Source organism: Streptomyces sp. LMG1-1-1.1 (genome assembly GCF_040815545.1).
GTDB lineage: Bacteria > Actinomycetota > Actinomycetes > Streptomycetales > Streptomycetaceae > Streptomyces.
In genome coordinates this window covers 21487-48471 of record NZ_JBFPNH010000035.1, presented here as the reverse complement: position 1 = coordinate 48471, position 26985 = coordinate 21487, and the positions used below count along the sequence as shown (strand labels likewise).

The window sequence follows — 26985 nt, the reverse complement described above, 5'->3', positions numbered from 1 at the left end:
ATGCGGTTATGCCGATGGGCACGTACCCCCCAGCGGTTCTCACCGTTGAGAGGGACACGCAATGACGAGCCATATGAGGGAAGTCGAGCTGGAAGGCCTTCTGCGCCGAGCGCTGCGGGCCACGGGTACGGGTGCGCGTTGGACGGCCGAGGCGGACGAGATGTGGTGCCGGGTCGCGGCCACCGGGTCGCGGACGCGACGCGAGCAGGGGTGGAAGTTACATGTGTCGGCGACGGCCGCGTCCGCGCCGGCGGTTCTCGACAAGGCCCTAGAGGTGCTGCTGCGCGGGGATTCGGGGTTCAAGTTCGCCCGCTCCCTTGAGCAGGTCAGTGCGCTCAACTCCCGTGGCACGCCTCGGGGCAGCTCGGGGAAGTTCATCACCGTCTATCCGTGTTCCGATGCCGAGGCGGCCGTTCTCGCCCGGCAGCTGCACGAGGTGACGGAGGGGATGCCGGGGCCGAGGATCCTGTCCGACCAGCCGTACGCCGTGCACAGCCTGGTCCATTACCGCTACGGGTCGTTCGTCGGCCGGCGGCGGCTGTCTGACGACGGCCTGCTGGTGTGGTTCATCGAGGACCCGGACGGCAATCCCGTGGAGGACAAGCGGACGGGCCAGTACGCGCCGCCTCCCTGGGCGGTCTCTCCCTTCCCCGCCGCGGCGCCCGCCCCCTCGCGTAACCGTGCGGCGGGCAAGGGCGGGGTGGTGCTCGGCGGCCGGTTCGCCGTGCAGGAGGCGATCCGGCACACGAACAAGGGCGGTGTGTACCGGGGCAGCGATGTCGGTACGGGTGCTCGCGTGGTCATCAAGGAGGCCAGGCCCCACGTGGAGGCGGACGCCTCCGGGTGCGACGTGCGCGACTGGCTGCGGGCCGAGGCCCGGATGCTGGAGACGCTGAAGGGCTGGGGGCTGGCTCCGGAACCGCTGGCGCTGTTCGAGCACGCCGGGCACCTGTTCCTCGCCCAGGACGAGATCCCGGGGGTGACGCTCCGGACCTGGGTGGCCGAGCACTTCCGCGACGCGGGCTTCGAACGCTACCGCGCGGACGCGCTCCTCCAGGCGGCGCGGCTGGTGGACCTGGTCGAGGCGGCGCACGCCCGCGGCTGCGTGCTGAGGGATTTCACGCCGGCGAACGTGATGGTCCGCCCCGACGGTGAACTCCGCCTCATCGACCTCGAACTCGCCGTCCACTCCGACGACTCAGCCCTGCCGACCCGCGTCGGAACACCCGGTTTCAGCGCCCCCGAGCGCCTCGCCGACGCCCCCGTGTCCGCCACGGCCGACTACTACAGTCTCGGCGCCACCGTGTGCTTCGTCCTGGCCGGAAAGGTGCCGAACCTCCTGCCGGAGGAGCCCGCCGGCGAGGCCGTCGAACTGCGGCTCGCCACATGGCTCGCGGCCTGCGCCGGGCCGCTGGATCTGCCGGACGGTGTGGCGGAGACGATCCTCGGGCTTATGAGGGACGACCCCGCCGAGCGGTGGGATCCCGCCAGAGCGCGCGAGGCCCTCCGGGCGGCGACGCGCGGACGGCGGACGTCTCGGGCCTTCACCCGCCCCGTATCAGAGGACGGGGCGCGCGAGGGAGTGGCGCGAGTGGCGGCGACGCGAGACGGAGGGGCACGGGACGCATCGGCACGGGACGCATCGGCACGGAACGCCGGCGGGCCCGCCGCAGCGGGGCCGGCCGTGGTGAGGCCGGGTCCGGTGGGGCTGGACATGACGGGGCCTGACGCCGTGGGGCCTGACGTCCCGAGACCTGACATCGTGGGGCCCGACATCATGGGGCCCGACATCATGGGGCCTGTCGTGGCCGGGCTCGTGGACCATCTGATCGGCTCGATGACTCCGGCCGACGACCGGCGGTTGTGGCCCGTGTCGACGATGGCCGGGGAGAGCGACCCGTGCACCGTGCAGCAGGGCGCGGCCGGCGTGCTGGCCGTCGTGACGCGGTGTTTCGAAGTCACGGGCGATACGCGTCTGCCCGGGGTGATCTCGACGGCGGGCCGCTGGATCGCGGACCGCGTCGATACCCGCTCGACGCGGCCCGGCCTGCACTTCGGCGGTCGCGGGACGGCGTGGGCGCTGTACGACGCGGGCCGTGCGATCGACGACCGCGCGCTGACGGAACGTGCGCTGGCCCTGGCTCTGACGCCGCAGGAGGCGACGCCCCATCACGACGTCACCCACGGCTCCGCGGGGAGCGGGCTGGGGGCGCTCCATCTGTGGCAGCGCACCGGGGAGGCGCGTTGGGCGGAGCTCGCCGTCGACGCGGCCGACCGGTTGGCCGCGGCCGTGCGGCACGGGCCGGACGGGGTGGGATGGCCGGTGCCCGGTCAGGCCGGCGGACCGGAATCCGGCTCGCCGCCGGGTGCCCCTTCGGGGGGCGGCTCGCCGGGACGGGCCTCCGCGCAGGCCGATTCCGCCGGAGAGGGCAAGCGGTATCTCGGCTTCGCGCACGGAACGGCCGGCATCGGCTGCTTCCTCCTCGGCGCGGCGGGCCTCTCGCTGCGCCCGGAGCACAGGGAACTGGCCGTGCGGGTGGGTGAGGAGCTGCTGGCGAGCGCCGTGCTGTCCGGCGAGGCGGCGCAGTGGCCGGCCCAGGCAGGTGACGTACCGACGGCCCCGTACTGGTGCCATGGTGCTGCGGGTATCGGCGGCTTCCTCGTCCGGCTGTGGCAGGCGACCGGGGACGACAGGTTCGGTGACCTCGCCCGCCGCAGTACGCGTGCCGTCGTCGAGCGTGCCTCTCGCGCTCCGCTCACCCAGTGCCACGGCCTCGCGGGCAACGGGGACTTTCTCCTCGACATGGCCGATGCCACCGGTGATCCCGTCTACCGCTCGATGGCCGGGGATCTGGCCCGCCTGATCGTCTGCGAGAAGACCGACCGTGACGGCCACGTGGTCTTCCCCAACGAGTACGGGGACGTATCGACCAGCTGGAGCGACGGGTCCGCCGGGATCCTCGCCTTCCTCCTGCGGCTCCGCCATCCCGGGACCTCCCGGCACTGGATGGTCCAGCCGCCCTCCTGAGCCCGCGGGCCCCTCCCCGAGGTGCCTCTCGCCTCCCCACGGGTACGGGCACGGCCCGGGCCCGCTGGAATGACGTATCCGCTCCGGAATCCCGGTCTTCGCCCGCGGATCCGTCCCCTCGACCCCCGGCACTGGATGGTCCATGTGCCGGTGTGCGCGGCAGCACGCCTGTCGCCACCTCACAGAAGAAGGAGAAACCCCATGGAGAACCACGACATCGAACTGCTCGCCCAGCTCCACGCCCTGCCGGAGACGGACCCGGTCGGCGTCGACGGAGCGCCGTTCGCCGCCACCTGCGAGTGCGTCGGCCTCCTGACGCTCCTCAACACGGTCTGTATCGGAATCAGCTGCGCGTAGGACGTGCGGCACCATCCGGCCGGCGGTCAGACCCGGGACGACCGCCGGCCGGACACCCACCCGCTCGACAGCGCGGCCGCCTGGCGGCCGCGCCTCCACCGCACACACCCCGCCTGATCTCGGGCGTGCCGCCCGCGGCACATCGGACGCGCGTCGCGACTCTCGCGTACGCCCGGTGGCCGCGGTCGGCGAACCCGTGGACGAGGGCCAGGAGACGAGGACCGGACCCCATGCAGCCACCCGCCGGCGACGCCGAGCTCACCCCAGCGGCCCTCCTGACAGCCGCCCCCACGGGCGAGCGCACCGCCCGGCACCCGCCGGGGCCCGCGTACGCCATCAGCACCCGCGCTCTGGGCAAGAGCTACCCGGGGCCGGAGGGCACCGTCACCCAGGCCGTGCGCGGCCTGGACCTGGACGTGGCGCGGGGGGAGACGTTCGCGTTCCTCGGGCCCAACGGCGCCGGGAAGTCCACCACGATCGCGTTGCTGTGCGCCCTGGCCCGCCCCACCTCCGGCCACGCCACGGTGGCCGGAGCCGATGTGCTCGCCGAGCCCCATCAGGTACGACGACGGGTCGGGATGCTCTTCCAGCACAGTGCCGTGGACGGTGACCTGACGGCCGAGCAGAACCTGTTCATCCACGCGCGGCTGTACGGGATGTCGCGGCGTCACGCCCGCGGACGCGTCACCGAGGTGCTGGAGACGGCCGGACTGGGCGACCGGCGCCGCTCCCCCGTACGCACCCTGTCCGGGGGCATGCGGCGTCGTCTGGAGATCGCGCGCCAGCTGCTGCACGCCCCGGGCGTGCTGTTCCTTGACGAACCGACCACCGGTCTCGACCCGCACGCCCGGGCCGAGGTCTGGCAGCACCTGCGCACCCTCCGCGAGCGGCACGGCAGCACGCTCTTCGTCACCACCCACTACCTGGAGGAGGCGGAGAATTGTGATCGCCTCGCCATCATCGACCGCGGCCGTCTGGTGGCCCAGGGCACTCCGCTCGCGCTGAAGACCGCGATCGGGGACGACCGGGTCGTCCTGCGCACCGGCGACGACGCGAAGGCCCGCGACGTCGTGCGTTCGCTCGCGCCGCTCGATCGCGATGTCACCGCGGACGCGGGCGGGGGCGTCTGCCTGCGGGTGCCTGCCGGCAGCTCCTGGATCCCCCGCCTGTGCGCGGCGCTCACCTCGCACGGCATCGCCGTCCACTCCGCCACCGCCACCGCGCCCACGCTCGACGACGTGTTCTTCCACCACACGGGCCGCAGTCTGGACGTCACGCAACCCGGCCGGACGGCCCTCCCTCCCACGGTGCCGGACGGCTCTGCGGATTCCGGCGGTGGCCGATGACCGCCTTCGGTGGGAACGCCTCCGCCACGACCGATGCCGGTGGTCCCACCGATGGTTTCGTCGCCGTGGGAGGTCTCGGCGCTCCCGGCTACGGACGGGCCGCGCGGCTGCGGCACGAGCTGCGCGCGGTCCACGCCCTGGTCCACCGCGATCTGCTGCGCCTGGCCGGCCAGCGCACCCACACCGCGCTGATGCTGCTCCAGCCCGCGCTGTACCTCGTCATCCTCGGGGGCGGGCTGGCCTCGCTCATCCCCCGGTCCCAACTGGGCGTCGGTTACCAGGCGTTCCTCTTCCCCGGCATGCTGATGATGACGGTGCAGACACCGGCCATCATGGTCGGCGTCCGCCTGATCACCGACCGGCAGAGCGGCTACCTGCGCGAGCTCCTGATGGCCCCGGTGCACCGGTCGACACTCCTGCTCGGAAACTGCGCGGGAGGCACGCTGGTCGCCACGGTCCAGGGGGCCCTGCTCCTCACCCTGGCCGGCGTGGCCGGCCTGCCCTACGATCCGCTGCTCCTCGCGCTGCTCCTCGCCTGCATGATCCTGGCCTCGTTCACCATCACGGCCCTGGCCGTCGCGCTGGCCGTCAGCCTTGACCGGGCGGAGACCTTCCACACGCTCCTCGGCCTGGTGATGATGCCGCTCCTCTTCCTCTCGGGCGGCTTCTTCCCCCTCACCGCCCTCCCCGACTGGGCCCACACCCTCGCCGCCGCCAACCCCCTCGCCTACGCCGTGGACCTCCTTCGCCGCTGCATCACCCTGCGCGTGCCCGACCACACGGCCACCGCAGGTCTGGCGTGGGACGGTCACCCGCCGCCCCTGCTCCTCGAAGCCGTACTCCTTTTGACGGGTGGCGTGCTCGCCCTGCTGTGGGCCACCCGCCGCTTCAACCGGCCCGAGTGACCGGGTTCGGGGGCCAGGCGAGCGGGGGGGCGGTCGGTCGACTGACGCACCTCGTGGGCGCGGCGGAGCTACCGGAGGTGTGCCGCCGGTGAGTACCGCTGTTCCGCTCTCGGGGGGCGGAGCGTCTCCACGCTCCAGGCCTCCGCGCCGCGAGAAGGCCCCCGGAGTGTTGCGCCGGGGGCCTTCTCGTACGTTCTCAGCCGTCAGGCGCGTCCGCCGAACTGCCAGTTGTGGACCTCGATCGTGGCGTACCGGTCCTGGCTCAGGAGGGCGCGGGCCGTGTCCGGGTCCGGGGCCCGGACCAGTGCGGCCGTGCCGAGCCAGGTGGTTCCGTCGTCGGCCAGCAGCGGACCGTAGGCGATCAGGTCGTCCGGGAGGGACGGGAGTGAGAGGTCGGCGGCCTGCCCCTCGCCGAGGCCGATGACCAGGTAGCGGTTGCCGCCGGTCCGGCCGCCGGGGAAGTCCCACATGGTGCGCCCCAGCAGGTTGCGCCACCGGCGTATCAGCACGTCCCGGTAGACGCCGGCCTGGTAGTTGGGCTCGTCGAAGGCGAACGCGCGGGCGGCGGCGGAGTCGGGCAGGTCGACGATGTGCACGCTGCCGGTGACGAGGGTTCCGTCGTCGGAGAAGGTCGGGCCCCGGGCGATCAGTTCCTTCGCGTAGCCGTCCATGTAGGCCCAGTGGTCTGCGAGGAGTTCGTCGCGCAGGGGGAGGGAACCGGGCCGGTCGCGGTGGTAGCAGAGGAATTCCATGCCTGATGATCTCTTCGCGGGGGTGTCCTGGTCGAGCGGATTCGGTGGCGGTGTGCCCTCGGCCCCGGAGGGCGGCTCCGCGGTCAGGGGACCATCGGGCCGGAGACCGCGCTGTCGACGGCGGTGTACGTCACTCCGTGGTCGGCCAGGACCTCGGCGACGACGCCGCCGGTGATGGTGAGGGCCAGGAGGATGTGTTCGTCCCCGATCTCGCGGTCCTTGCGGGACAAGGCCACGCGGAGGGACTTCTCCAGGACGGTCTTGGCCTCCCGGGAGAAGGACTGGCGGCCCGACCACCGGCCGGAGTCCTTGTGGTCGGCCGCGAGGGCGCCGGCGCCGTGGGTCTCCTCGACGCGCGCCACGATCGCGCCGACGTCGATGCCGAGGTCCGCGAGGGCCTTCGTGTCGGCGCGGGAGAGTCCTGCCCGGCGCCGGGCGTCGGCGAGCGCGGCGACGAGGGAGGAGCGGCGGTCCGGCGGGCAGAGCTTCCGGAGTGCGACGGCGGCCCGGGTGTCGTCCCGGTCGAGGAGGGCGAGGAGCAGGTGCTCCTTGGTGACGACTTTGCCGCCGTCGCGCTCCGCATGCTCGACCGCGCCCTTGACGACGGCACGTGCGGCTTTGGTGAACCGTTCGAACATCACTGCCTCCCGTACTTCTTGTGGACGGCCTGTCGGCTGACTCCCAGTTCGGCCGCGATTTCCTGCCACGACCAGCCCTGGTTGCGCGCACTGCGCACTTGAACGGCTTCCAGCTGTTCGAGCAGTCGCCGCAGCGCGGAGACGGCTCGCAGCCCGACCCGGGGGTCGCGGTCGCCCGCTCGCGCGGCGAGATCGGTCGCATCGGTCATGACGTCAACTTACGTTGACAAGGCGTGTTGTGTCAACCTCGGTTGACATCGACCCTCGCGTTCCCGCACTCCCCGCCACAAGACCCCGCGCGAGGACGTCAGGCGCCGCCGGCCGGCAGGATCTCCACGCCGAGCGCCTTGAGGCGCACGAGGACCGGGTCGCGGGGGTCGGCGTCGGTGATCAGCCCACTGATGCCCTCCCAGGGCAGGACGCGGAAGCGCGACGCCGTGCCGATCTTCTCGGAGGAGGCGAGGATGTACGTCTCCGCCGCCCGCGCGGCCAGGGCGCGCTTCATCGCCGCTTCCTCGCCGTCGCCCGTGGTCAGTCCCGCCTCGGGGTGCACGCCGGTGACGCCGAGGAGGCAGAGGTCGGCGGAGACGTTCTGCGCCGCTTCGACGGCCGCGGCGCCGCAGGTGACAGCCGAGTGCTTGAAGACGCGGCCGCCGAGCAGGAAGAGCTCCGCCCGCGGGTGGTCGAGGAGTGCCGCGGCGATCGTCGGGCTGTGCGTGACGACCGTGCAGGCGAGGTCCTTCGGGAGCGCGTGGGCGACGGCGAGCGCGGTGGTTCCGCCGTCGAGGATGACCGCGCCACCGGGGGGCACGAGTCCGGCCGCCACCGAGGCGACCCGCTGCTTCCCGTCCGGGGCGACGGCCTGCCGGGCCGCGTAGTCGACCACCGCGGGCGATACGGGCAGCGCGCCGCCGTAGACCCGTTGACAGAGGCCCTCGGCGGCGAGATCGCGCAGATCGCGTCGCACGCTGTCCTCGGAGATGCCCAGTTCGGCGGCGACGTCCTTGGCGACGATCTTGCCCTCGCGGGCGAGCAGAGCGAGCAGGTGGTCGCGCCGTTCGGCAGCCAGCATTCGCGTTCTCTCCTGTTCTTGCACGTTTCTGCATGTATCGTAGCGCGTCATGACCGACAAGCCGATGCTCATCCTCATCGCCGGGCCCTACCGCTCCGGAACCGACGGCGACCCGCGGGCCATGGCCGCGAACCTCGCCCGCCTCGAAGCGGCGGCGTGGCCGGTGTTCGCCGCCGGCCACGTCCCCGTGATCGGCGAGTGGATCGCCCTGCCCGTCCTGCGCTCGGCCGGCGCGGGGCCCACCGACGTGCTCGCCGACCAGGTGCTCTACCCGACCGCGCAGCGCCTGCTCGCCCACTGCGACGCCGTGTTGCGGCTGCCCGGCGAGTCGACTGGAGCCGATCAGGACGTCGCCACGGCCCTCGCCCGCGGCCTGCCCGTCTACCACGACGTGGCCGAGCTTCCCCGTCGCGCCCCGCAGGAGGCCGCGTGAACGCCCGGCCCGGCATCGACTCCCCCGACCACCGCGGCCGCACCGGCCTCGACCGCGCCGGGCGCGACCTGGACGGCAACCCCGACGTCGTGGTCCGCGACGTGGAGCTCACGTCCCAGGGGTGGCACGTCCTGCGGCGCACCACCTTCGACTACCGGCGCCGCGACGGACGCTGGGTCACCCAGCAGCGCGAGACGTACGACCGCGGCAACGGCGCGGTGGTCCTGCCGTACGACGCGGAGCGCGGACGCGTCCTGCTCACCCGCCAGTTCCGCTACCCGGCCTACGTGAACGGCCACCCGGACGGCATGCTCGTCGAGGCCGCGGCCGGGCTGCTCGACGGCGACGACCCGCTCTCCGCCATCCGCCGCGAGAGCGCCGAGGAGCTCGGCGTCACGCTGGGCCCGCTCACCCACGTCCTGGACGCCTACATGAGTCCCGGCTCGGTCACCGAGCGCCTGCACTTCTACGCGGCCCCCTACACGCCGGCCGACCTCAGCGGCGACGGCGGCGGCCTCGAAGAGGAGGGCGAGGACATCGACGTGCTCGAACTGCCCTTCCCCGACGCCCTCGCCATGTGCCACGACGGCCGCATCGCCGACGGCAAGACCATCCTGCTGCTCCAGTGGGCCGCCTTGAACGGGCCTTTCGCGCCGGGGCCGGGCACCGACTGACGCCCGCACCCCCGGGGTCGCTAACCTGACCCGGAATCAGAACAACTTTCTGGAACTCTGTTCTGGAAAAGGGTCGTTCACACCGCCACGGGGGAACCGGATGTCGCAGTCGCAAGAGCCCTGGTACAGGCACAAACCACCGCCCTGGCCCGTGCAGGACAACCCGTACGCGTCCGAGGGCTACGGGCCACCGCCGCCGGGGCCGCGCCGGCGCCGGTGGCCGGCCGCGGCGGCGGGCCTCGTACTCCTGCTGCTCGCCGGCGCCGGTGTGTACCTGGTGCAACGGGGCGGTGGGGAGGACGGGACGTCGCCGCCCGTCGCGGAGGGGACGACGCGCCCTCCGGGGACGGCGCCCACTCCCTCGCCGACGAAGCCCGCGGCGCGGCCCTCGCACATCCCCACCACCGAGGAGATCGCGCGAGGGCGCCGTTCCGGCGAGGCGAGCGGCTGGATCGTCGACGACAGGACCGACCTGCCCCGCCGGAGCATCGGGCTCGAAGATCTGTGGATCGTGGGTGACACCGCCGTCCAAGCCGTCTACAAGAAGGTCGTCGCCCACCGGCTCAGTGACGGCGCCGAGCTGTGGAGCGTCACGCTCCCGACTCCCGTCTGCGAGACGCCGGTCAACCCGACACCCGACGGCAAGGTCGTGATCGTCCTCAAGAACGTCGAGGCCTGGACCGGCACCCGGTGCAACCAGCTCCAGATGATCGATCTGCGCACCGGGAAGGCCGGCTGGCACGAGCAACTGGCCGAGACGGGGTCCGGGGACGACACGATCATGGTGGACAGCGCGGTGGGCGGCGACACCTTCGCGATCGTCCAGAGCCTGAAGGCCACCGCGTACAAGGTGGTGGACGGGGCCAAGCTGTACGACATCCCCATGGAGAACCCCGGCAAGTGCTACCCCGGCAGGGTGGCGGGCGGCAAACGGCTGCTCGTCGTCGCGGACTGCGCGATCACCGCGAGGGAGAAGTCGTACAGCCAGCTCCGGGAGATCGATCCGGTGACGGGCAAGGTCCGGTGGCGCTACCGGACCGAGCCGGGCCGGCTGATCGGCCAGGTGCTCTCCGCCGACCCGCTCGTGATCACCACCGTGCGCAAGGAGACGAGCGGAGCGGACTGGCGGGTCGTCGCCCTCGGGCCCGACGGCCGCGCCCGCACGACCATCGACCCCCGGGCGAAGGGATTCACCCACTGCGGGGACTCCGTGAACACCAGCGACAACGCGCAGGCGTGCCGCGAGGCCGTCGTCGGGTCGGGCCTCGTGCTCCTGGGTGGGACGGACCGCGTCGGCGCCTACGACCTCGCCACCGGGAAGCTGGTCTGGGGCGTGAAGTCGGAGGGGACCTCGTACGGGTACTTCCCCCTGCGCGCCGGACCGGGCAAGACGGGATTCGTCTACCAGGTGGGCACGCTGAGTGCCCCCGGTCGCGTCTTCCGCGTCGGCCCGGGCGGCGTGGACACGATCAAGGACGTGCTGAAGCTGCCCGCGTCCACGGCGCGGGTCGAGTTCGGGATGGGAGTCGTCGGGTCGAACGCCTACGTGGGTGACCGGCTCGTGCTCACGCCCTCGGGCATGAGCGGCGACGACGCCCAGCACGAGCCCCGCATGCTCTCGTTCGCTCCCTGACCCCGCCTCAGGGCGCGGCGGGGAGCCCGACCGTGACGACGAGACCGCCGGCGGGGCGGGGTTCGAGGTCGAGGGTTCCGTCGTGGGCGCGGACGATGCTGTGCACGAGGGCCAGGCCGAGTCCGACGCCGGGGTGCTCGTCGGTGCGTGCGCGTTCCGTTCCGCGCTGGAAGGGCTCGGTGAGGGTCGGCACCAGGTCCGGTGGGAGCCGGCGGCCCGTGTTCTCCACCCGCAGCACACTCGTGGTGCCGTGGGCCTCGGTGTGGACCGTCACGGTGCCGCCGCTGGGAAGGTTGTGGACGATGGCGTTCTGGACGAGGTTCGTCGCCATCCGCAGCAGGAGTTCCGCGGAGCCGCTGGTTCGTGCCGCTCTCCTGATTGGGGTCGCTCCGCCGGTGACGTCGAGCGTGATCCCCCGCTGCTCGGCGAGCGGAAGCAGGGTCTCGGCGGCCTCTTCGGCGACGAGGGAGAGGTCGACGCTCTCGCGGGTGAAGGTACCGCGGTCGCTGCGGCTGAGCAGCAGGAGGGCCTCGGTGAGGTCGATCGCCCGGGTGTTGACGACCTGCAGGCGCTCGATGAGTTCGCCCCGGTCGCGGCTGGGGTCCTTGCGGGCGACGTCAAGGAGCGTCCGCGAGATCGCCAGCGGGGTGCGCAGTTCGTGCGAGGCGTTCGCGGCGAACCTCCGCTGCTCGGCGACGTGCGATTCGAGCCGTCCGAGCATGCTGTCGAACACGTCGGCGAGTTCACGGAACTCGTCCTGCCGGCCTTCCATGCGGATCCGGTGGGACAGCGACCCTTCCCCTGCCATCCGTGCCGCATCCCTGATCCGCGTGAGGGGTGCGAGCATCCGGCCGGCGAGGATCCACCCCCCGAGGAGCCCGAACACGAGCAGGAACGCCATCGCCACCGCGGCGGCGGGCGCGAAGCTACGCACGAGGAGGTAGCGGTTGGGCGAGGTCCAGAGGAGGCCCTGGGAGTTGTCGGGGACGTAGCGCAGGATGAAGACCCACACCACGACCAGCAGAAGCGCGCCGGCGAGGGCGAGGAATCCGGCGTAGCTGAGGGTGAGCTTGAGCCGGACGCTGAGCCCGGGGCGTCTACGCACGCGTGTCGCCGGCGCCGCTGGTTCCGGGGTCCGGGAGGTCCCCGCCCGAGGTGTCTCCGCCAGGGATGTCTCCGGCCGGGATGTCTCCGCCCGGGGCGTCTCCGCCCGGGGTGTCGGTGCCGCCGCCGGTGTCGATCCGGTAGCCGACGCCGGGGACGGTGGTGATGAGGCGGGGTTCGCCGAGCCGTTTGCGCAGCGCGGAGACGGTGATGCGTACGGCGTTGGTGAGGGGGTCGGCGTTCTCGTCCCAGGCGCGTTCGAGGAGTTCCTCGGCGCTGACGACCCCGCCCTCGGCGGCGACGAGGACTTCCAGGACGGCGAACTGCTTGCGGGTGAGGGCGACGTAGCGTCCGTCGCGGAAGACCTCACGACGGAAGGGGTCGAGCCGCAGGCCCGCGATCTCGTGGACCGGGGGTCGGGCGTACGCGCGTCTGCGGTCGAGTGCCCTGAGCCGCAGGACGAGCTCGCGCAGGTCGAACGGTTTGGTGAGGTAGTCGTCGGCGCCGAGCTCGAACCCGGACGCCTTGTCGTCGATGCGGTCGGCGGCGGTGAGCATGAGGATCGGGATGCCGCTGCCGGAGGCGACGATGCGCCGGGCGACCTCGTCGCCGGAGGGGCCCGGGATGTCGCGGTCGAGCACCGCGAGGTCGTACGAATGGACGCTCAGCAGCTCCAGGGCGGAGTCCCCGTCACCGGCGATGTCGGCGGCGATGGCCTCCAGCCGCAGACCGTCACGGACGGCTTCGGCCAGGTAGGGCTCGTCCTCCACGATCAGTACACGCATGCCCGAAGCCTAAGCAGCACGACATATCGCCACCGTATGCGGCGGCGTGCGCGAGGAGGTGTCGCCCGCCGGCGCCCGCCGACGCCCGCCCCCTCGGGCCGCCTCAGCCCGCCGGTTCCGGCACGGGGCGGTGCCGGTCCGGCCGCGGTGCCTCCGCCGCGGTGCGCCACCAGCGTCGCGACGCCAACGCGGCCAGTACGGCGCCGGCGGCGTTGACCAGCACGTCGTCCACGGAGGACACCCGGTCGAGCCTCAGCACGTACTGCGCGGTCTCGACCAGCGCCGAGCAGCCCGCCCCGAGCGCCAGGATCCTCGGCAGGGACGCCAGCGCCGCCCACCTCATCGGGGCGAAGAACCCCAGCGCCGCGAAGACCAGCAGGTTGCCGGCGATGCCCAGCGACCCCATCGTGACCAGGTCCCTCAGCGGCACCAGGGACACCCGGGCGGGGACGGTGCCCGCCCCGCCGCCCGGCATCATCGTCAGCCACAGGAACGGCACCGTCCCGTGGACCATGCCCACCTCGGCGAGCGACAGCCGCCACGCCGACGCGACTCCGCCGGCACGCCGACGGCGCGCGAGCGCCCACGCCACGAGTACGGCCAAGGGCACCGTGACCAGCGTCATGAGCACCACGCCGTTGAACGTGTCGTAGCACCCGTGCCACCGCCCGGCCATGCATCGCGGAGCGGACATCAGCAGCGGCCCCCGCACGGCGGACAGGGCGCCCGCCAGGACGAGGACCGCCACGCCGATGAGCACGATCCCGCGCGTGCGGCCGGGCGGCGACGGGGGTGGGTTGTGGTTCATGCTCCTATGGAAGACGACGGGCCGTTGCGGTGGCGTATGCGGTTTCCGATACGCCCGCGATACGCCGACCGCCGGCCCGGCGAGGCCGTCAGGGGGTACGCCGCACCCGGGACACCGCCCGTGCGCCGAGGATCGTGCTCGTCAGACCCACCAGGATGGCCACATAGGCCCCGCCGAGCCCGTTGCCGGTGCCGAGACCCCCGTCGGCCGTGGCCGCGACCACTACGCCGAGGGTCAGGGCGACCAGCCCGGCCCCCAAGGCCGTCCTGGCCCCGAGGGGTCCGACGGCGACACCGAAGCGGCCGGTGGGACGGGACACGGCCAGCCAGCCGATGACCGCGCCCGCCAGTCCCAGCAGCGCGCCCACGGAGGATCCGGCGCGCCCGGGGCCGAAGTCGTAGACGGCGGCGGCGAGCGGCTGGGCCGAGGCGTGGGCGCTTGCGGGTACGGCGAGTGCGACGCCGGCGACCCACACGGTGGCGACGGCGGCGAGCAGACGGTGGGCGGGCAGACGGTGGGCGGGCAGTCGAGCGGACATGGAGGGCTCCTCTTCTCGGGACGGGTCGCCGTCGTGGTGCGGGACGGGTCGCCGTCGCGTTTCTGGACGGGTCGCCGTCGCGGTTCGGGACGGATCGCCGTCACGTTTTCGGGACTCGTCGCCGTCGCGTTATCGGGACTCGTCGCCGTCGCGTTCGCGGGACTCGTCGTCGTCGCGTCCGGGGACGGTTCGTCGTGACCCGAGCATGTCCGCCGGGGGCGCCTCCGGTCGTCCGCCGGACGCGGACACTTCGCGCTGCCGCCGACGCGGCACGCGGCTACCGCGGACGTCGCATTCCGCGGGGAACTACTGCGTGCGTGGTAGTCGGTGGCTCGTCTCCGAGGCGGACTCGCTCGGGGCGGCGGGCGGTTAGGGTGCCCGCATGAGTGCAGGTGCGGCCCGTCTGAGGGCCCGGTTCGGTGACGGGGTCGTCGCGGTGGGCCTGGCGGCGACGCTTGTCGTCACCGGGCTATCGCAGCAGGGGTCCGCCTCGGGCGGGCGGGCCGTCCTGGGGTACGCGCTGCTCGCGGTCGGCGGGCTCGCGCTGGCCGCGCGGAGGCGGGTTCCGGTCGCCGTGCTGGGGGCCACGGGCGCGTGCGCCGTCGGGTACCAGGCGGCGGGCTTCGACGTGCCGGCCGTGGCGTACCTCTTCGCCGTGTACGCGGCCGTACGGGCCGGCCATCGCACGGTCGCGGTGGTGGTGAGCGTCGTCGTACTGGCGCTGCTGCCGCTCGCGGCCCTCGCCTCGGGATCGCATGACACGGGCGAGGCGTTCGCGCAGGCGCGCGGCGCCCTGGAGATCGCCTGGCTCGTCGCGGCGGGCGCCGCGGGAGAGGCGCTGCGGCAGGCGGAGCAGCGGGCGGACGAGGCCGAGCGGACCCGGGAGGAGACCGCGCGGCGCCGTGCGGACGAGGAGCGGCTGCGCATCGCACGGGAGCTGCACGACTCGCTCACCCATCAGATCTCGGTCATCAAGGTCCAGGCGGAGGTCGCCGTGCACGTGGCCCGCAAGCGGGGCGAGGACGTGCCGTCGTCGCTCCTCGCGATCCAGGAGGCAGGACGCGAGGCGAGCCGGGAGCTGCGTGCCACGCTCGAGGCCCTGCGCGACGACGACACGACCCCGCCGCGCGGGCTCGACGACGTCCCGGAGCTGGTGCGACGGGCCCGTACGTTCGGCCTGGACGCGACGCTGACCGTCGAGGGGGCGCACCGCGACGTGTCGGTCGCGGTGGACCGGACCGTGTACCGGATCGTGCAGGAGTCGCTGACGAACGTCGCCCGCCACGCGGACGCCACCACGGCGTCGGTCCGGATCGACTGCCGTCCGGACGCCCTCGTGATCGCCGTGGTCGACGACGGCAGGGCCGCGTCCGGTCCCGCCCCGATGCCGGGCCTCGGGTTGCTCGGCATGCGCGAACGCGTCACCGCCCTGGGCGGCCGGCTGTGTGCCGCACCGCGTGACGGTGGCGGCTTCGCCGTCCGGGCCGAGCTCCCCGTGGAGCGGACGTCGTGATCCGTGTGCTGCTGGTCGACGACCAGCCCCTCCTCCGCAGCGGGTTCCGCGCGCTCCTCGATCTCGAGGACGACATCGAGGTGGTGGCCGAGGCCTCGGACGGCGGTGAGGGCGTGGAGCTGGCCAGGAAGTACCTGCCCGATGTGGCGCTCGTCGACATCCAGATGCCGACCGTGGACGGCATCGAGGCGACCCGGCGCATCGCGGCGGACCCGGACCTGGCCGGGGTGCATGTCGTCATCCTGACGAACTACAGCTTCGACGAGTACGTCTTCCACTCGTTGCGGGCCGGTGCCGCCGGGTTCCTCGTCAAGGACGTCATGCCGGAGGACTTCCTGCACGCCGTGCGCGTCGCCGCCCGTGGCGACGCGCTCCTCGCCCCGTCGATCACCCGCAGGCTCATCGACCGGTACGTCAGCCGGCCCGTCCCCACGGGTGCGGGCGCTGAGCTGCGGGAGTTGACGAGTCGCGAACGCGAGGCCGTCGTCCTGGTGGCCCAGGGCCTGTCCAACGACGAGATCGCCGACCGCATGGTCATCAGCCCGCTGACCGCGAAGACCCATGTCAACCGGGCGATGACCAAACTCCGGGCCCGCGACCGGGCCCAACTCGTTATCCTGGCCTACGAGTCGGGCCTGGTGGTCCCACACGGCTCCTGACCGGGGCGAGAGGGTGGGGACGTGCGGCCCTCCGTGGGCGGAGGGGCACGCGGTCGGGCTCAGGCCTCGCGGGAGCCTTCGTGGGCGGAGGGGCACGCGGTCGGGCTCAGGCCTCGCGGGAGCCTTCGTGGGCGGAAGGGCACGCGGTCGGCTCAGGCCTCGCGGGAGCCTTCGTACATGGCCTCGACGAGGTGGGCGTACTCGTTCTCGACGAAGGGCCGCTTGACCTTGAGGCTGGGGGTGAGCTCGCCGTGTTCGACGTCGAGGTCGCGGGGAAGGACGGAGAACTTCTTGATGGTCTGCCACCGCTGGAGGTCGCCGTTGACGCGCTGGACGAAGCCGTCGATCAGGGCGTGCACGTCCGGGGAGGAGACGACCTCGGCGTAGTCGCGGCCCGCCTGGCCGTGGGACTCCGCCCAGGGCATGATCGCGGTTTCGTCGAGGGTGATCAGGGCGGTGCAGTAGTTGCGGCCGTTGCCGATGACCAGGATGTTGCTGACGTACGGGCAGACGGCCTTGAAGCGGCCTTCGATCTCGGTGGGGGCCACGTACTTGCCGCCCGAGGTCTTGAAGAGGTCCTTCTTGCGGTCGGTGATGCGGACGAAGCCGTCCTTGTCGACGTCGCCGATGTCGCCGGTGCGGAACCAGCCGTCGGCCTCCAGCACTTCGGCGGTCTTGTCCGGGAGGTTGTGGTAGCCGCGCATGATGCCGGGGCCCCGCAGGAGGATCTCTCCGTCCTCGGCGATGCGGACCTCGGTGCCGGGGAGGGTCCTGCCGACCGTACCGACCCGGAAGTCGTCGGCGGGGTTGACGGTGCAGGCGGCGCTGGTCTCGGTCAGTCCGTAGCCTTCGAGTACGGGCACGCCCGCGCCGGCGAAGAAGTAGCCGATGTCGGGGGCGAGTGCGGCGCTGCCCGAGGCGCTGCCGCGGAGCCGGCCCCCGAAGGCCGCACGGATCTTGCCGTAGACGAGCCTGTCGGCCACCGCGTGCTGCACGGAGAGCCACAGGGGCACCGTGCGACGCCCGGTCGCGACCATCCGTTCCTGCCCGGTCCTGGCGTGGTCGCGGGCGACCTTCGCCGCCCACAGGAAGATCTTGTACGTGGCCCCGCCCTCCGCCCTCGCCTTGGCCGCGATGCCGTTGTACACCTTCTCGAAGACCCTCGGCGCGGACGCCATCACGGTGGGCCGGACGACGGGCAGGTTGGTGATGATGCGGTCGATCCGCCCGTCGACGGCCATCACGTGACCGGACGTGATCTGACCGGATATCAGGGCCTTGCCGAAGACGTGGGACAGCGGAAGCCACAGGAACTGCACGTCGTCGGGGCGTACGAGGCCGGTGGCCTCCTGCGCGAGGCCCTGGTAGGACCAGCAGTCGTGCACCAGCCGCACGCCCTTCGGGCGGCCGGTGGTTCCGGAGGTGTAGATCAGGGTGGCGAGCTGCTCCGGCTCGATGGCCTGGACCGTCGCCTCGATCGCGTCCGGGTGTTCCCGCAGGTGCGCCTCGCCGCGCCTCTCCAGCTCGGCCAGGGTGAGTGTCGTCAGGCCCTCGGTGCGGGGCGGGTCGGCGTCGGCGTCGGCGTCGGCGTCGTTCTCACTGTGGGTGTCGGGGTCGGGGTCGGGGTCGAAGAGGATCACGTAGTCGAGTCCGGGCAGGCGGTCCTTGTGCTCGGCCACCTTGGCCAGCTGCGCGGCGTCCTCGACGAAGATCGCCCGGCTGCCGGAGTCCGCGAGGATGTACGCCGTCTCGTCGGCGTTGGTGCTCGGGTACACGGCGGTCGCGGCGCCTCCCGCGCACATCACCCCCATGTCGGCCAGGATCCACTCGACACGCGTCGAGGAGGAGATGGCCACCCGCTCCTCGGGCCGCAGCCCCAGCGCCAGCAGGCCGGCCGCGATGGCCTTCACCCGCTCCGCGGTCTGAGCCCACGTCAGCGACCGCCACTCCTCGGCGCCGTGCGCCCCTGGGCCGCCCGCCACGGGGTAGCGGTACGCCTCCCGGTCGGGTGTGGACCCGACCCTGGAGAGGAAGAGGTGCGCCACCGAGTGCGGGCGGCTTTCCAGCGGATACTGCGCGGAACTCATGTCGACCTCCGGGCCCGGTGCGCCCATCACAGATGCGTTAACTGGCAGGTAACTTGCGCGCAGTGGTGAGGCTAAGGGGCGAACCCCCCTGCCGGTAAGGGGATCCGGGCGGGAAAGTGCGCCGCGGGGACGGCCGTCGCCGTCCGGACTCCACCGCGCCCGGGCCCCACCGCGCCCGAGTCGCCGTGGTCACGGAGCTCTGGCCGGAACCGTCACCGTCCGGGAGGCGTGTCCTGAGGAGCAGCGCGCCGACCGGCCGCGCGGGCCGGACATCGGAGGGGGAAACGATCATGCGGGCCAGGAAGGCGTGCGCCGGGGTGCTCGTGGTGCTGTCGCTGGCGACCGTGGTGGGGTGTGCCCAGGAGCGGCGGCCCGAGGCGCGTCCGGAGAAGGCGCCGCCGAAGGTGCGGCACGACGAGGGGCCCATCGCCTCGTCGCTGCCGCAGCTCGGTGACGTGGAGAGCGTCGAGTGGACGTACGAGCCGCTGGGGGTGGCCGATCCGAGGGTGCCCGGGCCCACCGACCGCGAGCTGAGGGGGTTCGCCCGCCTGACGGAGGCCGACGTACGACGGCTCACGAAGCAGTACGCGTGGACCGAGGGGGCCGAACCTCCGCCGACGCCCCCGCCGGGCGCCGGCGCGGGCACCAGGTGGCGGACCAGTACGGAGTTCGAGGCGGCGGCGGGTTCGGGGGCGTCGGCGGAGGCCGCGGAGTTCCGGTTGGACACCGCCGGCCGGGTGATCGTCTTCCGGCTCCTCAATCCCTCGTGAGCCGGACGGCGGCGATCCGCCGGAAAAGATCCGGGCGGCGATGTCGAGAAGGCGTGGCCCGCTCCGTCCCCGGTGTGAAGGCGACCAGAATGGGTCGCACGAGCACCGAGGAGAAGACGATGGCCAAGTACCTGCTGCTCAAGCACTACCGCGGCGCCCCGGCAGCGGTGAACGACGTACCCATGGAGCAGTGGACGCCGGAGGAGATCTCGGCCCACGTGCAGTACATGCGGGACTTCGCGACCCGGCTCGAGGGGACCGGCGAGTTCGTCGACGGCCAGGCGCTCGCCCCCGAGGGGACGTTCGTCCGGTACGACGGCGAGGGACGCCCGCCGGTCACCGACGGCCCGTTCGCCGAGACCAAGGACCTCATCGCGGGGTGGATGGTGATCGACGTCGACGGCTACGAGCGCGCCGTCGAGCTGGCCGGGGAGCTCTCGGCCGCTCCCGGGGCGGGCGGGAAGCCGATCCACGAATGGCTGGAGCTGCGTCCGTTCCTGACCGAGCCCCCCACCGTCACGGAGTGACCCCACCGATGGACGAGGCCCTGCTCCGCACCCTCACGCCGGTCGTCCTGGCGATCCTCGTCCGCCGCGGAGCCGATTTCGCGGCGGCCGAGGACGCGGTGCAGGACGCCCTGGTCGAGGCCGTACGCGTCTGGCCGGCCGGCGCTCCGCAGGACCCGAAGGGCTGGCTGGTCACCGTCGCCTGGCGCAAGTTCCTCGACGCCGCCCGGGCGGACACCGCACGCCGCCGGCGCGAGGAGCGGGTGGACGAGGAGCCGGGGCCCGGGCCCGTGCCGTCGGTGGACGACACCCTGCGGCTCTACTTCCTGTGCGCCCACCCGTCGCTGACGCCGTCGTCGGCGGTCGCGCTCACCCTGCGCGCCGTCGGCGGGCTCACCACCCGCCAGATCGCCCGGGCCTACCTGGTGCCCGAGGCGACGATGGCCCAGCGGATCAGCCGCGCCAAGCGCACCGTTTCGTCCGTCGGGTTGTCCCCTGCCCGGGCGGAGCCGGGAGGTCGGGGAACGCTCGACCGCACCGGCGACGTCGGCACCGTGCTGCGCGTCCTCTACCTGGTCTTCAACGAGGGCTACTCCGGTGACGTCGACCTCTCCGCCGAGGCCATCCGGCTCACCCGGCAGCTGGCTGCCTCCATCGACCACCCCGAGGTGGCGGGCCTGCTCGCCCTCATGCTCCTCCACCACGCCCGCCGCGCCGCGCGGACCGCGCCCGACGGCAGCCTGGTGCCCCTCGCCGAGCAGGACCGCGGCCTGTGGGACGAGGCGGCGATCAGAGAGGGCGTCGAGATCCTGCAGGCGGCCCTCGCCCGCGACCGGCTGGGCGAGTACCAGGCCCAGGCCGCCGTCGCCGCCCTCCACGCCGACGCGCCCACCGCCGAGGAGACCGACTGGGTGCAGATCGTCGAGTGGTACGACGAGCTCGCCCGCCTCACCGACAGCCCGGTCGTCCGCCTCAACCGCGCCGTCGCCGTGGGCGAGGCCGACGGACCCCACGCCGGTCTCGCCGCCCTCTCCCTCCTCGACGTCTCCCTCCCCCGCCACACCGCCGTCGCCGCCCACCTCCACGAACGCGCCGGCGACCTCACGACAGCCGCACACCTGTACGCCGAGGCCGCCCGCAAAGCCCCGAACCTCGCCGAACGCGACCACCTGACCCGCCAGGCCGCCCGGCTGAACACGCGGCTGCACCGGCAGGGCTAGCTGCCGCGGGCCGGGACGCCGTCGACGCTGTAGGTGAGTCGGCCTCTGAAGGCGGATGCGCGGTGATGAGGCTGAGGGTCGGTGCGACTGTCGATGGTCGCCTCAGGCGGTCGGGTCCCAGAGACCGCCGGCGTCGCCACGAGCGAGGTGCTCGGCGTAGACGCCGACTTTCCAGGCGATGACGGAACGGCATTCCTCCAGTGCCCGGATCTGTGCGTCGACGCGCTGTCGATGGGCGTCGAGCAGGCGCAGGCGTTCCGCCTCGTTGCCGGGGCCGTGCCGCACCAGGTCGGCGAACCGCCTGAGGTCGGAGAGGGGCATGCCGGATTCCCGGAGTTTGACGCAGATCAGCAGCCAGTCCACGTCGAGGACGGAGTACCGCCGTCGGCCGCCCGACGTGCGGGGGACCGGTCCGACCAGCAGGCCCTCGCGTTCGTAGAAACGCAGGGTGTGCACGCTGAGCCCGGTCCGCTCGGCCACCTCGCCGATACTCAGGGGCTCCCCGTGGGTCTGGGTGGTCGTCATGCGGGGCAGTCTAGGACTTGATCTAGACTTCGCTCTAGATCGTAGCGTCTGCGGTATGACCACTACTGATCAGCGGCCGCTCGGCTCGCCCTTCTCCGCCGCCACCGCCGCCGAGGACGTCATGGAGGGCGTCGACCTCTCCGGCAGGACCGCCCTGGTGACCGGGGGTTACGCCGGACTGGGGCTGGAGACCACCCGGGCCCTGGCGGCCGCCGGGGCTCGGGTGGTCGTTCCGGCACGCCGCCCCGACACCGCCCGCGCCGTCCTCGGGGAGGTGGAGGGGTGCGAGGTCGTCGCCATGGACCTGGCCGACCCCGACAGCGTGCGCGCCGCGGCCGTACGGATCGGCGACCGGCTCGACCGGCTCGACATCCTGATGGCCGTCGCGGGCACCATGGCCTCCCCGGAGCGCCGAGTCGGCCCCGGTTGGGAAAGCCAGTTCGCCACGAACCACTTCGGGCACTTCGCGCTCGCCGGCGAGCTCTACCCGCTCCTGGCCGCCGCGGACGGCGCGCGCGTCGTGGTCAACAGCTCCGCCGGACACACCCTGACGGACATCCGCTGGCACGACCCGCATTTCCGTACCGGCTATGACAAGTGGCTGGCCTACGGCCAGGCGAAGACCGCCAACTCACTGTTCGCCGTGCACCTCGACGCCCTCGGACGCGACGACGGAGTCCGGGCGTTCGCCCTCCACCCCGGCAAGATCATCACTGGTCTCCAGCGGGAGATGGGCCTCCAGGAGCAGGTGGACCGCGGGAGGGTGGACGAGCACGGCAACGTGGTCGGCGCCGGCTTCAAGACCCCCTCCCAGGGCGCCGCCACCGGCCTGTGGGCAGCCACGTCTCCCCTCCTGTCCACACGCGGCGGGCTGTACCTGGAGGACTGCGACGTCGCACGCGTCTCCGCCCCGGAAGAGCCCATGGACGACGGCGGCGTCCGCGCCTACGCCGTCGCGCCCGACGCAGCCGCACGGCTCTGGGAACTGTCCCTCGCGGCGACCGGCACCACCCCGATCGCCCGGTGAGGACGCGTACGGCCGACGGCTGCGGATGACCGGGCGGGCTACTCGACTTGGTCCAGCGGCGTCGCGACCGTTGTCCTGACGGCGTGCCAGGGCAGTGGCCCGCCCAACGGGCGCACCTCGGAGCGGGGCGGGGGTACGGGGGCGCCGACCGGGGGCGTGAGGGGGTTGAGGGGGTTGAGGGTCGTCAGCAAGTGGCGGAGGGCGGCGCGGGCGTGGGGGGCGTCGAGTCGGGAATCGAGGTCGGCGAGGGCGCGGAGGGTCCGTCGGCGGGCGCGGGCGGTGTGGCCGGCCCGGTGGTCCGCGAGGGCGCGGGCGTGGTGGGCGAGGGCGGTGGCCCAGGCGTCGTTGCGGCCGTGCTGCTGGGCGAGGGCGCGGCGGGCGGTGCGGGCGGCGGCCGCGGGGTCGCCGTGGGCCTGGACGACCGCGAGGGCGGCGAGGCTGACCATGGGCGGCGGGCCTCCGGGAGCTCCGCTGGGTACGGCGTCGGCGGCCTGGCGGTAGTACGCGGCGGCGGCATCCGGATCCCGCCGCTCCCAGGCCAACGTGCCGTGGACGTGGGCGATGCGGCCGATCAGCGCGTCGTCGCCGTGCAGGACGGCGACCGGCCAGGCGAGGGAGAGCAGGTGGCGCGCCGTGTGCGGATCCGGCGCCGCGCACAGCCAGGCCGCGAGCCAGCGGCCGCGCGCCACGAGCACGCTGTCGGAGGGGAGCCTGGGCAACAGGGCCCGCAGGTGGGCGCTGCCTTCCGCGGCGTGATCGTGGACGGCCCACCAGAACCAGAGGTGGAGCGTGGTCTCCAGCGCGGTCTCGGCCTGACCGGTGGGGTCCGTGGCGTTGACATCCGCAGGGGTGTGGCCGGTTCTCGTGGGGTCGGGTCCGGTGCGGCCGGGTCTGGTGTGGTCGGCTCGGCTGTGATCGGGTCCAGCGTGGTCGGACCCAGCGAGGTCGGACCCAGCGTGGTCGGACCCAGCGAGGTCGGACCCAGCGTGGTCGGACCCAGCGTGGTCGGACCCAGTGAGGTCCGTCCCGGTGAGGTCGGCCCGACCGTGGTTGGCTCTGGTGTGGTCGGCTCGGCTGTGGTCGGGTCCGGTGCGGTCGGCTTCGTCGTGGGCCGCTCCGCGGCGGATCAGGGCCATCAGGTCGTCGTGCTCGTCCTGAACGGTCTCCAAGGCCTGCCGCTGGAGGCCCGTGTTCCACAGGGTTTCGGCGACCGCGGCGACACCCCGGAAGTGGGCGGCGTGCCGGTCGCGTGTCACCGGCAGTTCGCCCGCCGCGGCCAGCCGTTCCGTGGCGAAGTCACGGGCGGAACGGGCCATGCGGTAGCGGGGCCTGCTCACTCCTCCCGGATCGCCGAGCACCTGGAGCACTCCCGCCGCGCTCAGAATCGCCAGCGCGGGAGGCACCTCGTGCGGTGCGAGGCCCGAGCCCGTGCAGACGAACACGGCCGCCGCCTCGGTGAACGGCCCGGCGAAGACGCCGGCGCGGCGCCACACCCTGCGCGCCGCCGGTCCGCAGAGGGCGTGTACGGCTCCGACGGCGGCCCGCAGGGAGCGGTGCCGTCGGAGCAGCGGCGACGGGTCGGCGAGCCCGCACTGGTCGGCCTCGATGCGGGCGGCCAGTTCGTCCATGGTCCACTCCCCCAGCCTGGCCGCGGCCAGTTCGAGGGCCAGCGGTACTCCTTCGAGTAGTCGGCACACGCGTGCCACCGTTACGGGATCGGGGGCTTCGCCGGTCCATCCCCGCTCCCGTGCGCGGGAGAGGAGGAGTTCCGCGGCGGGCGAGGACCTCACCCCGGCTCGTACACTCTCCGGTCGCGTCTCTTCGGCTCGTAGCCCGGTGACTCGTGGGCCCTCGGCTAGCGGCCCGGTGACTCGTACGCCCTCGCCACGCTTTCCTTCACCTCGTTCACCTCGTTCACCTCGTTCACCTCGTTCACCTCGTTCACCTCGTCCACCTGGTTCACCTCGTCCACCTCGTTCGCCTTCGCCTCGTGCTCGTACGGCTCGCCCCCCTTCGGTTCCCGCCTCTCGGCTTGGCGTTCCCTCGGGCCGGCGGACCGCGGCGGTCTGGGCCGGGACCTCGAGGCGTACGGCCTCGAACCGCAGCGGTCCCAGGCGGACGACCTTCTCGTCGCCGAGCCCGAGGGGTCGGCGTGCGGTCACCAGGATCCGCAGGGCCGGCAGGGTCATCAGGAGTGTCTGGACGAGGCCGACGCATTCGGTGTGCACGGGATCGACGTCGTCGAGGAAGAGCAGGATCTCGCCGGGCGGGAAGGTGCGCGTGACGGCCGCGATGTCCGTGTTCGTCGAGTCCGGCGGGGGGCCGCCCGGGTTCAGGGATCGGGCGACCCTGCCCGTCAGGGCACGACGGCCCACGGGAATCCCGTCGTGCCAGCGCACGCGGACGATCGTCCGTCCGGGGGCGTGCGGCGGCGAGGCGATGGCCGTGCCGGCCAGGCTGCTCTTTCCCGTGCCGACCGCTCCCGTCACGGTGACGAGGCGGTGCTCGCGGAGAGCGTCCCGGAGGGCCGCGAGTTCGCCGTCCCGTCCGACGAGGCCGCGGCCGCCCGGGAAGCGGTCCACGAACCGGGTGTCGTGTCCATCGCCGCGAGTCCACAAGTCCGGCATAGCTCACCATCCAGGTCATCGCTCTTGTCGCCGCACGCCACCACCCCGCCAAGGCCGCGGGTCGGCGCAGAAACCTGCAGGTCCCGATTGCAGAACCGTCACTGCACGGGCGTCACGGCAACCCAACGCGCTCCGCCGTTCGCGGGTGGCGCGAACACCCGATGAATCACCCGCCGCGATGAACGGGAGAACGCGCGACCGATACGGCGCCGGGGCGTCTGCCGGCCGCGGGCAGGCCCCGTACGGGTGCGGTGCGGCGCGCGCCGGGTGGCGCAGGGGGCGCATGAGGGCCAGGACTCCGAACGGCGTAACGCCGCGGGCCGCGCCCCGGGTCCGCGCCTAGCGTGGGGGCAGGCTCAGGGCGGGAGCGGCGGCACGGGGACAGGTGGACGGTGAGCGGACCCGGGATCGACTACCAGGCGGTCTTCCAGGCGATGCCGGGCGCGTTGGCGCTGCTCACGCCGCGGCTCGTGTACGCCGATGTGAACGAGGCGTTCCTGTCGACGGCCGGGCGTACGCGGGAGCAGGTCGTCGGCCGCTATCTGTTCGACGTCTTTCCCGACAACCCGCGGGATCCTTCGGCGACGGGCATGCGCAACCTGCGCGCCTCGCTGGAGCGGGTCGCGGCCACCGGGGAGCGCGACAGCATGGCGTTGCAGCGCTATGACGTCGAGGATCCCGACCGGCCCGGTGAGTGGCGGGAGCGGTACTGGAGTCCGGTCAACGCCGCCGTGCTGGCGCCCGACGGCTCCGTGGCCCTGCTGCTGCACCGGGTGGAAGAGGTCACCGAGCTCATTCGCGCCCGCGGTGGCGGGGACCGCGCGCAGGTGCTGGAGTCCGAACTCTACACGCGGGCCCGGGAGTTGCAGGAGGTCAACGAGCGGCTGCGGCGGGCCCATGCCCGTGAACGCGAGGTGGCGCTCCATCTCCAGGAGGCGATGCTGCCGACGCCGCGGCTGCTCGGGCGCCACCAGGCCGCGGTGCGCTACCGGCCCGCGACGGGCGCGCTGAACGTCTGCGGCGACTGGTACGACCTGGTCGACCTGCCCGGCCGTACGGCGGTCGCGGTCGGTGACGTCGTCGGCCACGGGCTGCGCGCCGCCGGGGTCATGGGACAGCTCCGCAGCGCACTTTCGGCGGCGTCACGGGTCGCCGACGGCCCGGGACAGGCGCTCGACGTGCTCGATCTGTACGCGCGTGACATCTACGGCGCCGAATCCACCACCGCCGTGTCCGTCTTCATCGACTGGGACAGCCGCACCCTCGCCTACAGCAGCGCCGGGCATCCCCCACCGGCGCTCTGCCACCCCGACGGCACGGTGGTGCTGCTCGACCAGGCGACCGACCCCCCGCTCGGCGCGCACCCCGAGCACAGGCCACGTCCTCAGGTCCACACCGCGTTCGCGGACGGCTCCGTCCTCGTCCTCTACACCGACGGACTGGTCGAACGTCGCCACGAGGACATCGACACCGGTCTAGAGCGGCTCACCGGCACCCTCGCGCACCACCACACGACCACACCCGAGGCGCTGGCCGACATCCTGCTCGGCAGCCTCCTCCCGCCGGGGGGCAGCACCGACGACACGGCCCTCGTGGTGCTCCGCCTCCGGCCTCCGGCGGAGGCGGGCTGGCCGTCCGGTGCGTGACGGGAGCGGCCGGGCATGCCGACGGCGCCCGCACGGGGTGCGGGCGCCGTCGGTGGAGAATGTCGTGACCGGAGCTCAGCCGCGGACGATGTTCTCGGCCTGCGGGCCCTTCTGGCCCTGCGTGATGTCGAAGGTGACGGCCTCACCCTCCGTCAGCTCGCGGTAGCCGTTGCCCGAGATGTTGGAGTAGTGGGCGAAGACGTCCGGACCGCCGCCGTCCTGGGCGATGAAACCGAACCCCTTCTCGGAGTTGAACCACTTCACAGTGCCGCTGGCCATGCTCGTCCCTCTGGTCAATTCAGCAGCGGTCCGCCATCGGACCCCTGAGGTGC

The 26985-nt window shown here is 73.0% G+C and carries 26 protein-coding genes; 14 read left to right on the top strand and 12 right to left on the bottom strand.

The window, feature by feature from the left end; genetic code table 11:
- Positions 1-61 precede the first annotated feature (61 nt).
- From lanL to MRBLMG1_RS21100, 4 genes are all read left to right on the top strand, one after another.
- On the top strand, positions 62-3028 hold the full coding sequence (gene lanL, locus MRBLMG1_RS21115; RefSeq protein WP_367825651.1) for a class IV lanthionine synthetase LanL: 2967 nt from the start codon (positions 62-64) through the stop codon (positions 3026-3028).
- Between the two features lie 201 nt (positions 3029-3229).
- A complete protein-coding gene (locus tag MRBLMG1_RS21110) occupies positions 3230-3385 on the top strand; it encodes a VenA family class IV lanthipeptide (protein ID WP_367825650.1) in 156 nt (51 codons plus the stop codon).
- A 230-nt stretch (positions 3386-3615) separates the two neighbouring features.
- Positions 3616-4731 carry an ATP-binding cassette domain-containing protein gene (locus MRBLMG1_RS21105; RefSeq protein ID WP_367825649.1) on the top strand — a complete coding sequence of 372 codons (1116 nt, stop codon included), beginning with the start codon at positions 3616-3618 and terminating at the stop codon, positions 4729-4731.
- Positions 4728-5636: an ABC transporter permease gene (locus MRBLMG1_RS21100; protein ID WP_367825648.1), complete on the top strand. Its 909-nt coding sequence runs from the start codon at positions 4728-4730 to the stop codon at positions 5634-5636. Before MRBLMG1_RS21105 ends, MRBLMG1_RS21100 begins: the two co-directional genes overlap by 4 nt.
- Before the next feature lie 203 nt (positions 5637-5839).
- On the opposite strand, the gene MRBLMG1_RS21095 is transcribed toward MRBLMG1_RS21100, so the two are convergent.
- The 4 genes from MRBLMG1_RS21095 to MRBLMG1_RS21080 all read right to left on the bottom strand — a co-directional run bounded on the left by MRBLMG1_RS21095 (position 5840) and on the right by MRBLMG1_RS21080 (position 8098).
- On the bottom strand, positions 5840-6388 hold the full coding sequence (locus MRBLMG1_RS21095) for a YciI family protein (RefSeq protein WP_367825647.1): 549 nt from the start codon (positions 6386-6388) through the stop codon (positions 5840-5842).
- Between the two features lie 83 nt (positions 6389-6471).
- The gene (locus MRBLMG1_RS21090) at positions 6472-7026 is read right to left on the bottom strand and encodes a Clp protease N-terminal domain-containing protein (RefSeq protein ID WP_367825646.1); all 555 of its coding nucleotides are present in this window, start codon (positions 7024-7026) and stop codon (positions 6472-6474) included.
- On the bottom strand, positions 7026-7235 hold the full coding sequence (locus tag MRBLMG1_RS21085; protein WP_026058749.1) for a helix-turn-helix domain-containing protein: 210 nt from the start codon (positions 7233-7235) through the stop codon (positions 7026-7028). The genes MRBLMG1_RS21090 and MRBLMG1_RS21085 overlap by 1 nt, the downstream gene beginning before the upstream one ends.
- 98 nt (positions 7236-7333) lie before the next feature.
- Complete coding sequence (locus MRBLMG1_RS21080; RefSeq protein WP_367825645.1) at positions 7334-8098, bottom strand: DeoR/GlpR family DNA-binding transcription regulator; 765 nt, start codon at positions 8096-8098, stop codon at positions 7334-7336.
- Positions 8099-8147: 49 nt separating this feature from the next.
- Between MRBLMG1_RS21080 and MRBLMG1_RS21075 the strand changes: the two genes are divergently transcribed.
- From MRBLMG1_RS21075 to MRBLMG1_RS21065, 3 genes are all read left to right on the top strand, one after another.
- Positions 8148-8531: a DUF4406 domain-containing protein gene (locus MRBLMG1_RS21075; RefSeq protein WP_367825644.1), complete on the top strand. Its 384-nt coding sequence runs from the start codon at positions 8148-8150 to the stop codon at positions 8529-8531.
- Positions 8528-9205, top strand: a complete 678-nt coding sequence (locus MRBLMG1_RS21070) for an NUDIX domain-containing protein (protein ID WP_367825643.1) — start codon at positions 8528-8530, stop codon at positions 9203-9205. The genes MRBLMG1_RS21075 and MRBLMG1_RS21070 overlap by 4 nt, the downstream gene beginning before the upstream one ends.
- A gap of 151 nt (positions 9206-9356) precedes the next feature.
- Complete coding sequence (locus MRBLMG1_RS21065; RefSeq protein WP_367825642.1) at positions 9357-10838, top strand: PQQ-binding-like beta-propeller repeat protein; 1482 nt, start codon at positions 9357-9359, stop codon at positions 10836-10838.
- Positions 10839-10845: 7 nt separating this feature from the next.
- Here MRBLMG1_RS21065 and MRBLMG1_RS21060 read toward each other — a convergent pair whose 3' ends face one another.
- The 4 genes from MRBLMG1_RS21060 to MRBLMG1_RS21045 form a co-directional block, all read right to left on the bottom strand.
- Positions 10846-11943, bottom strand: coding sequence for a sensor histidine kinase (locus MRBLMG1_RS21060; protein ID WP_367825641.1), 1098 nt, complete (start codon positions 11941-11943; stop codon positions 10846-10848).
- A complete protein-coding gene (locus tag MRBLMG1_RS21055; RefSeq protein WP_367825640.1) occupies positions 11936-12727 on the bottom strand; it encodes a response regulator transcription factor in 792 nt (263 codons plus the stop codon). Before MRBLMG1_RS21055 ends, MRBLMG1_RS21060 begins: the two co-directional genes overlap by 8 nt.
- Before the next feature lie 103 nt (positions 12728-12830).
- Positions 12831-13535, bottom strand: coding sequence for a VanZ family protein (locus MRBLMG1_RS21050; RefSeq protein ID WP_367825639.1), 705 nt, complete (start codon positions 13533-13535; stop codon positions 12831-12833).
- A gap of 88 nt (positions 13536-13623) precedes the next feature.
- Complete coding sequence (locus MRBLMG1_RS21045; RefSeq protein ID WP_367825638.1) at positions 13624-14073, bottom strand: DUF6223 family protein; 450 nt, start codon at positions 14071-14073, stop codon at positions 13624-13626.
- 382 nt (positions 14074-14455) lie between these two features.
- Between MRBLMG1_RS21045 and MRBLMG1_RS21040 the strand changes: the two genes are divergently transcribed.
- Both MRBLMG1_RS21040 and MRBLMG1_RS21035 read left to right on the top strand, forming a co-directional pair.
- Positions 14456-15586 carry a sensor histidine kinase gene (locus tag MRBLMG1_RS21040; protein ID WP_367825637.1) on the top strand — a complete coding sequence of 377 codons (1131 nt, stop codon included), beginning with the start codon at positions 14456-14458 and terminating at the stop codon, positions 15584-15586.
- Complete coding sequence (locus tag MRBLMG1_RS21035) at positions 15583-16245, top strand: response regulator (RefSeq protein ID WP_367825636.1); 663 nt, start codon at positions 15583-15585, stop codon at positions 16243-16245. The genes MRBLMG1_RS21040 and MRBLMG1_RS21035 overlap by 4 nt, the downstream gene beginning before the upstream one ends.
- Positions 16246-16397: 152 nt before the next feature.
- Here MRBLMG1_RS21035 and MRBLMG1_RS21030 read toward each other — a convergent pair whose 3' ends face one another.
- The gene (locus tag MRBLMG1_RS21030; protein ID WP_367825635.1) at positions 16398-18332 is read right to left on the bottom strand and encodes an AMP-dependent synthetase/ligase; all 1935 of its coding nucleotides are present in this window, start codon (positions 18330-18332) and stop codon (positions 16398-16400) included.
- Positions 18333-18622: 290 nt separating this feature from the next.
- On the opposite strand from MRBLMG1_RS21030, the gene MRBLMG1_RS21025 reads away from it, so the two are divergent.
- From MRBLMG1_RS21025 to MRBLMG1_RS21015, 3 genes are all read left to right on the top strand, one after another.
- Positions 18623-19102, top strand: coding sequence for a hypothetical protein (locus MRBLMG1_RS21025; protein ID WP_367825634.1), 480 nt, complete (start codon positions 18623-18625; stop codon positions 19100-19102).
- A 119-nt stretch (positions 19103-19221) separates the two neighbouring features.
- Complete coding sequence (locus tag MRBLMG1_RS21020) at positions 19222-19629, top strand: YciI family protein (protein WP_367825692.1); 408 nt, start codon at positions 19222-19224, stop codon at positions 19627-19629.
- Positions 19630-19637: 8 nt separating this feature from the next.
- The gene (locus tag MRBLMG1_RS21015) at positions 19638-20828 is read left to right on the top strand and encodes an RNA polymerase sigma factor (RefSeq protein ID WP_367825691.1); all 1191 of its coding nucleotides are present in this window, start codon (positions 19638-19640) and stop codon (positions 20826-20828) included.
- 102 nt (positions 20829-20930) lie between these two features.
- On the opposite strand, the gene MRBLMG1_RS21010 is transcribed toward MRBLMG1_RS21015, so the two are convergent.
- Positions 20931-21353 carry a MerR family transcriptional regulator gene (locus tag MRBLMG1_RS21010; RefSeq protein WP_367825633.1) on the bottom strand — a complete coding sequence of 141 codons (423 nt, stop codon included), beginning with the start codon at positions 21351-21353 and terminating at the stop codon, positions 20931-20933.
- A 55-nt stretch (positions 21354-21408) separates the two neighbouring features.
- On the opposite strand from MRBLMG1_RS21010, the gene MRBLMG1_RS21005 reads away from it, so the two are divergent.
- Positions 21409-22380: an SDR family NAD(P)-dependent oxidoreductase gene (locus MRBLMG1_RS21005; protein WP_367825632.1), complete on the top strand. Its 972-nt coding sequence runs from the start codon at positions 21409-21411 to the stop codon at positions 22378-22380.
- A 38-nt stretch (positions 22381-22418) separates the two neighbouring features.
- On the opposite strand, the gene MRBLMG1_RS21000 is transcribed toward MRBLMG1_RS21005, so the two are convergent.
- A complete protein-coding gene (locus MRBLMG1_RS21000; protein WP_367825631.1) occupies positions 22419-24077 on the bottom strand; it encodes a hypothetical protein in 1659 nt (552 codons plus the stop codon).
- A 1322-nt stretch (positions 24078-25399) separates the two neighbouring features.
- On the opposite strand from MRBLMG1_RS21000, the gene MRBLMG1_RS20995 reads away from it, so the two are divergent.
- A complete protein-coding gene (locus MRBLMG1_RS20995; RefSeq protein WP_367825630.1) occupies positions 25400-26653 on the top strand; it encodes a PP2C family protein-serine/threonine phosphatase in 1254 nt (417 codons plus the stop codon).
- Between the two features lie 75 nt (positions 26654-26728).
- Here MRBLMG1_RS20995 and MRBLMG1_RS20990 read toward each other — a convergent pair whose 3' ends face one another.
- Positions 26729-26932, bottom strand: coding sequence for a cold-shock protein (locus MRBLMG1_RS20990; protein ID WP_030213732.1), 204 nt, complete (start codon positions 26930-26932; stop codon positions 26729-26731).
- Between the last annotated feature and the right edge of the window lie 53 nt (positions 26933-26985).

Coding starts and splice junctions, on each gene's coding strand:
- MRBLMG1_RS21110 (WP_367825650.1), top strand. CDS start 3,230: ATGGAGAACCACGACATCGAACTGCTCGCCCAGCTCCACGCCCTGCCG.
- MRBLMG1_RS21095 (WP_367825647.1), bottom strand. CDS start 6,388: ATGGAATTCCTCTGCTACCACCGCGACCGGCCCGGTTCCCTCCCCCTG.
- MRBLMG1_RS21030 (WP_367825635.1), bottom strand. CDS start 18,332: ATGAGTTCCGCGCAGTATCCGCTGGAAAGCCGCCCGCACTCGGTGGCG.
- MRBLMG1_RS20990 (WP_030213732.1), bottom strand. CDS start 26,932: ATGGCCAGCGGCACTGTGAAGTGGTTCAACTCCGAGAAGGGGTTCGGT.
- MRBLMG1_RS21090 (WP_367825646.1), bottom strand. CDS start 7,026: ATGTTCGAACGGTTCACCAAAGCCGCACGTGCCGTCGTCAAGGGCGCG.
- MRBLMG1_RS21025 (WP_367825634.1), top strand. CDS start 18,623: ATGCGGGCCAGGAAGGCGTGCGCCGGGGTGCTCGTGGTGCTGTCGCTG.
- MRBLMG1_RS21020 (WP_367825692.1), top strand. CDS start 19,222: ATGGCCAAGTACCTGCTGCTCAAGCACTACCGCGGCGCCCCGGCAGCG.
- MRBLMG1_RS21015 (WP_367825691.1), top strand. CDS start 19,638: ATGGACGAGGCCCTGCTCCGCACCCTCACGCCGGTCGTCCTGGCGATC.
- MRBLMG1_RS21010 (WP_367825633.1), bottom strand. CDS start 21,353: ATGACGACCACCCAGACCCACGGGGAGCCCCTGAGTATCGGCGAGGTG.
- lanL (WP_367825651.1), top strand. CDS start 62: ATGACGAGCCATATGAGGGAAGTCGAGCTGGAAGGCCTTCTGCGCCGA.
- MRBLMG1_RS21055 (WP_367825640.1), bottom strand. CDS start 12,727: ATGCGTGTACTGATCGTGGAGGACGAGCCCTACCTGGCCGAAGCCGTC.
- MRBLMG1_RS21105 (WP_367825649.1), top strand. CDS start 3,616: ATGCAGCCACCCGCCGGCGACGCCGAGCTCACCCCAGCGGCCCTCCTG.
- MRBLMG1_RS21040 (WP_367825637.1), top strand. CDS start 14,456: ATGAGTGCAGGTGCGGCCCGTCTGAGGGCCCGGTTCGGTGACGGGGTC.
- MRBLMG1_RS21075 (WP_367825644.1), top strand. CDS start 8,148: ATGACCGACAAGCCGATGCTCATCCTCATCGCCGGGCCCTACCGCTCC.
- MRBLMG1_RS21045 (WP_367825638.1), bottom strand. CDS start 14,073: ATGTCCGCTCGACTGCCCGCCCACCGTCTGCCCGCCCACCGTCTGCTC.
- MRBLMG1_RS21050 (WP_367825639.1), bottom strand. CDS start 13,535: ATGAACCACAACCCACCCCCGTCGCCGCCCGGCCGCACGCGCGGGATC.
- MRBLMG1_RS21005 (WP_367825632.1), top strand. CDS start 21,409: ATGACCACTACTGATCAGCGGCCGCTCGGCTCGCCCTTCTCCGCCGCC.
- MRBLMG1_RS21085 (WP_026058749.1), bottom strand. CDS start 7,235: ATGACCGATGCGACCGATCTCGCCGCGCGAGCGGGCGACCGCGACCCC.
- MRBLMG1_RS21100 (WP_367825648.1), top strand. CDS start 4,728: ATGACCGCCTTCGGTGGGAACGCCTCCGCCACGACCGATGCCGGTGGT.
- MRBLMG1_RS21080 (WP_367825645.1), bottom strand. CDS start 8,098: ATGCTGGCTGCCGAACGGCGCGACCACCTGCTCGCTCTGCTCGCCCGC.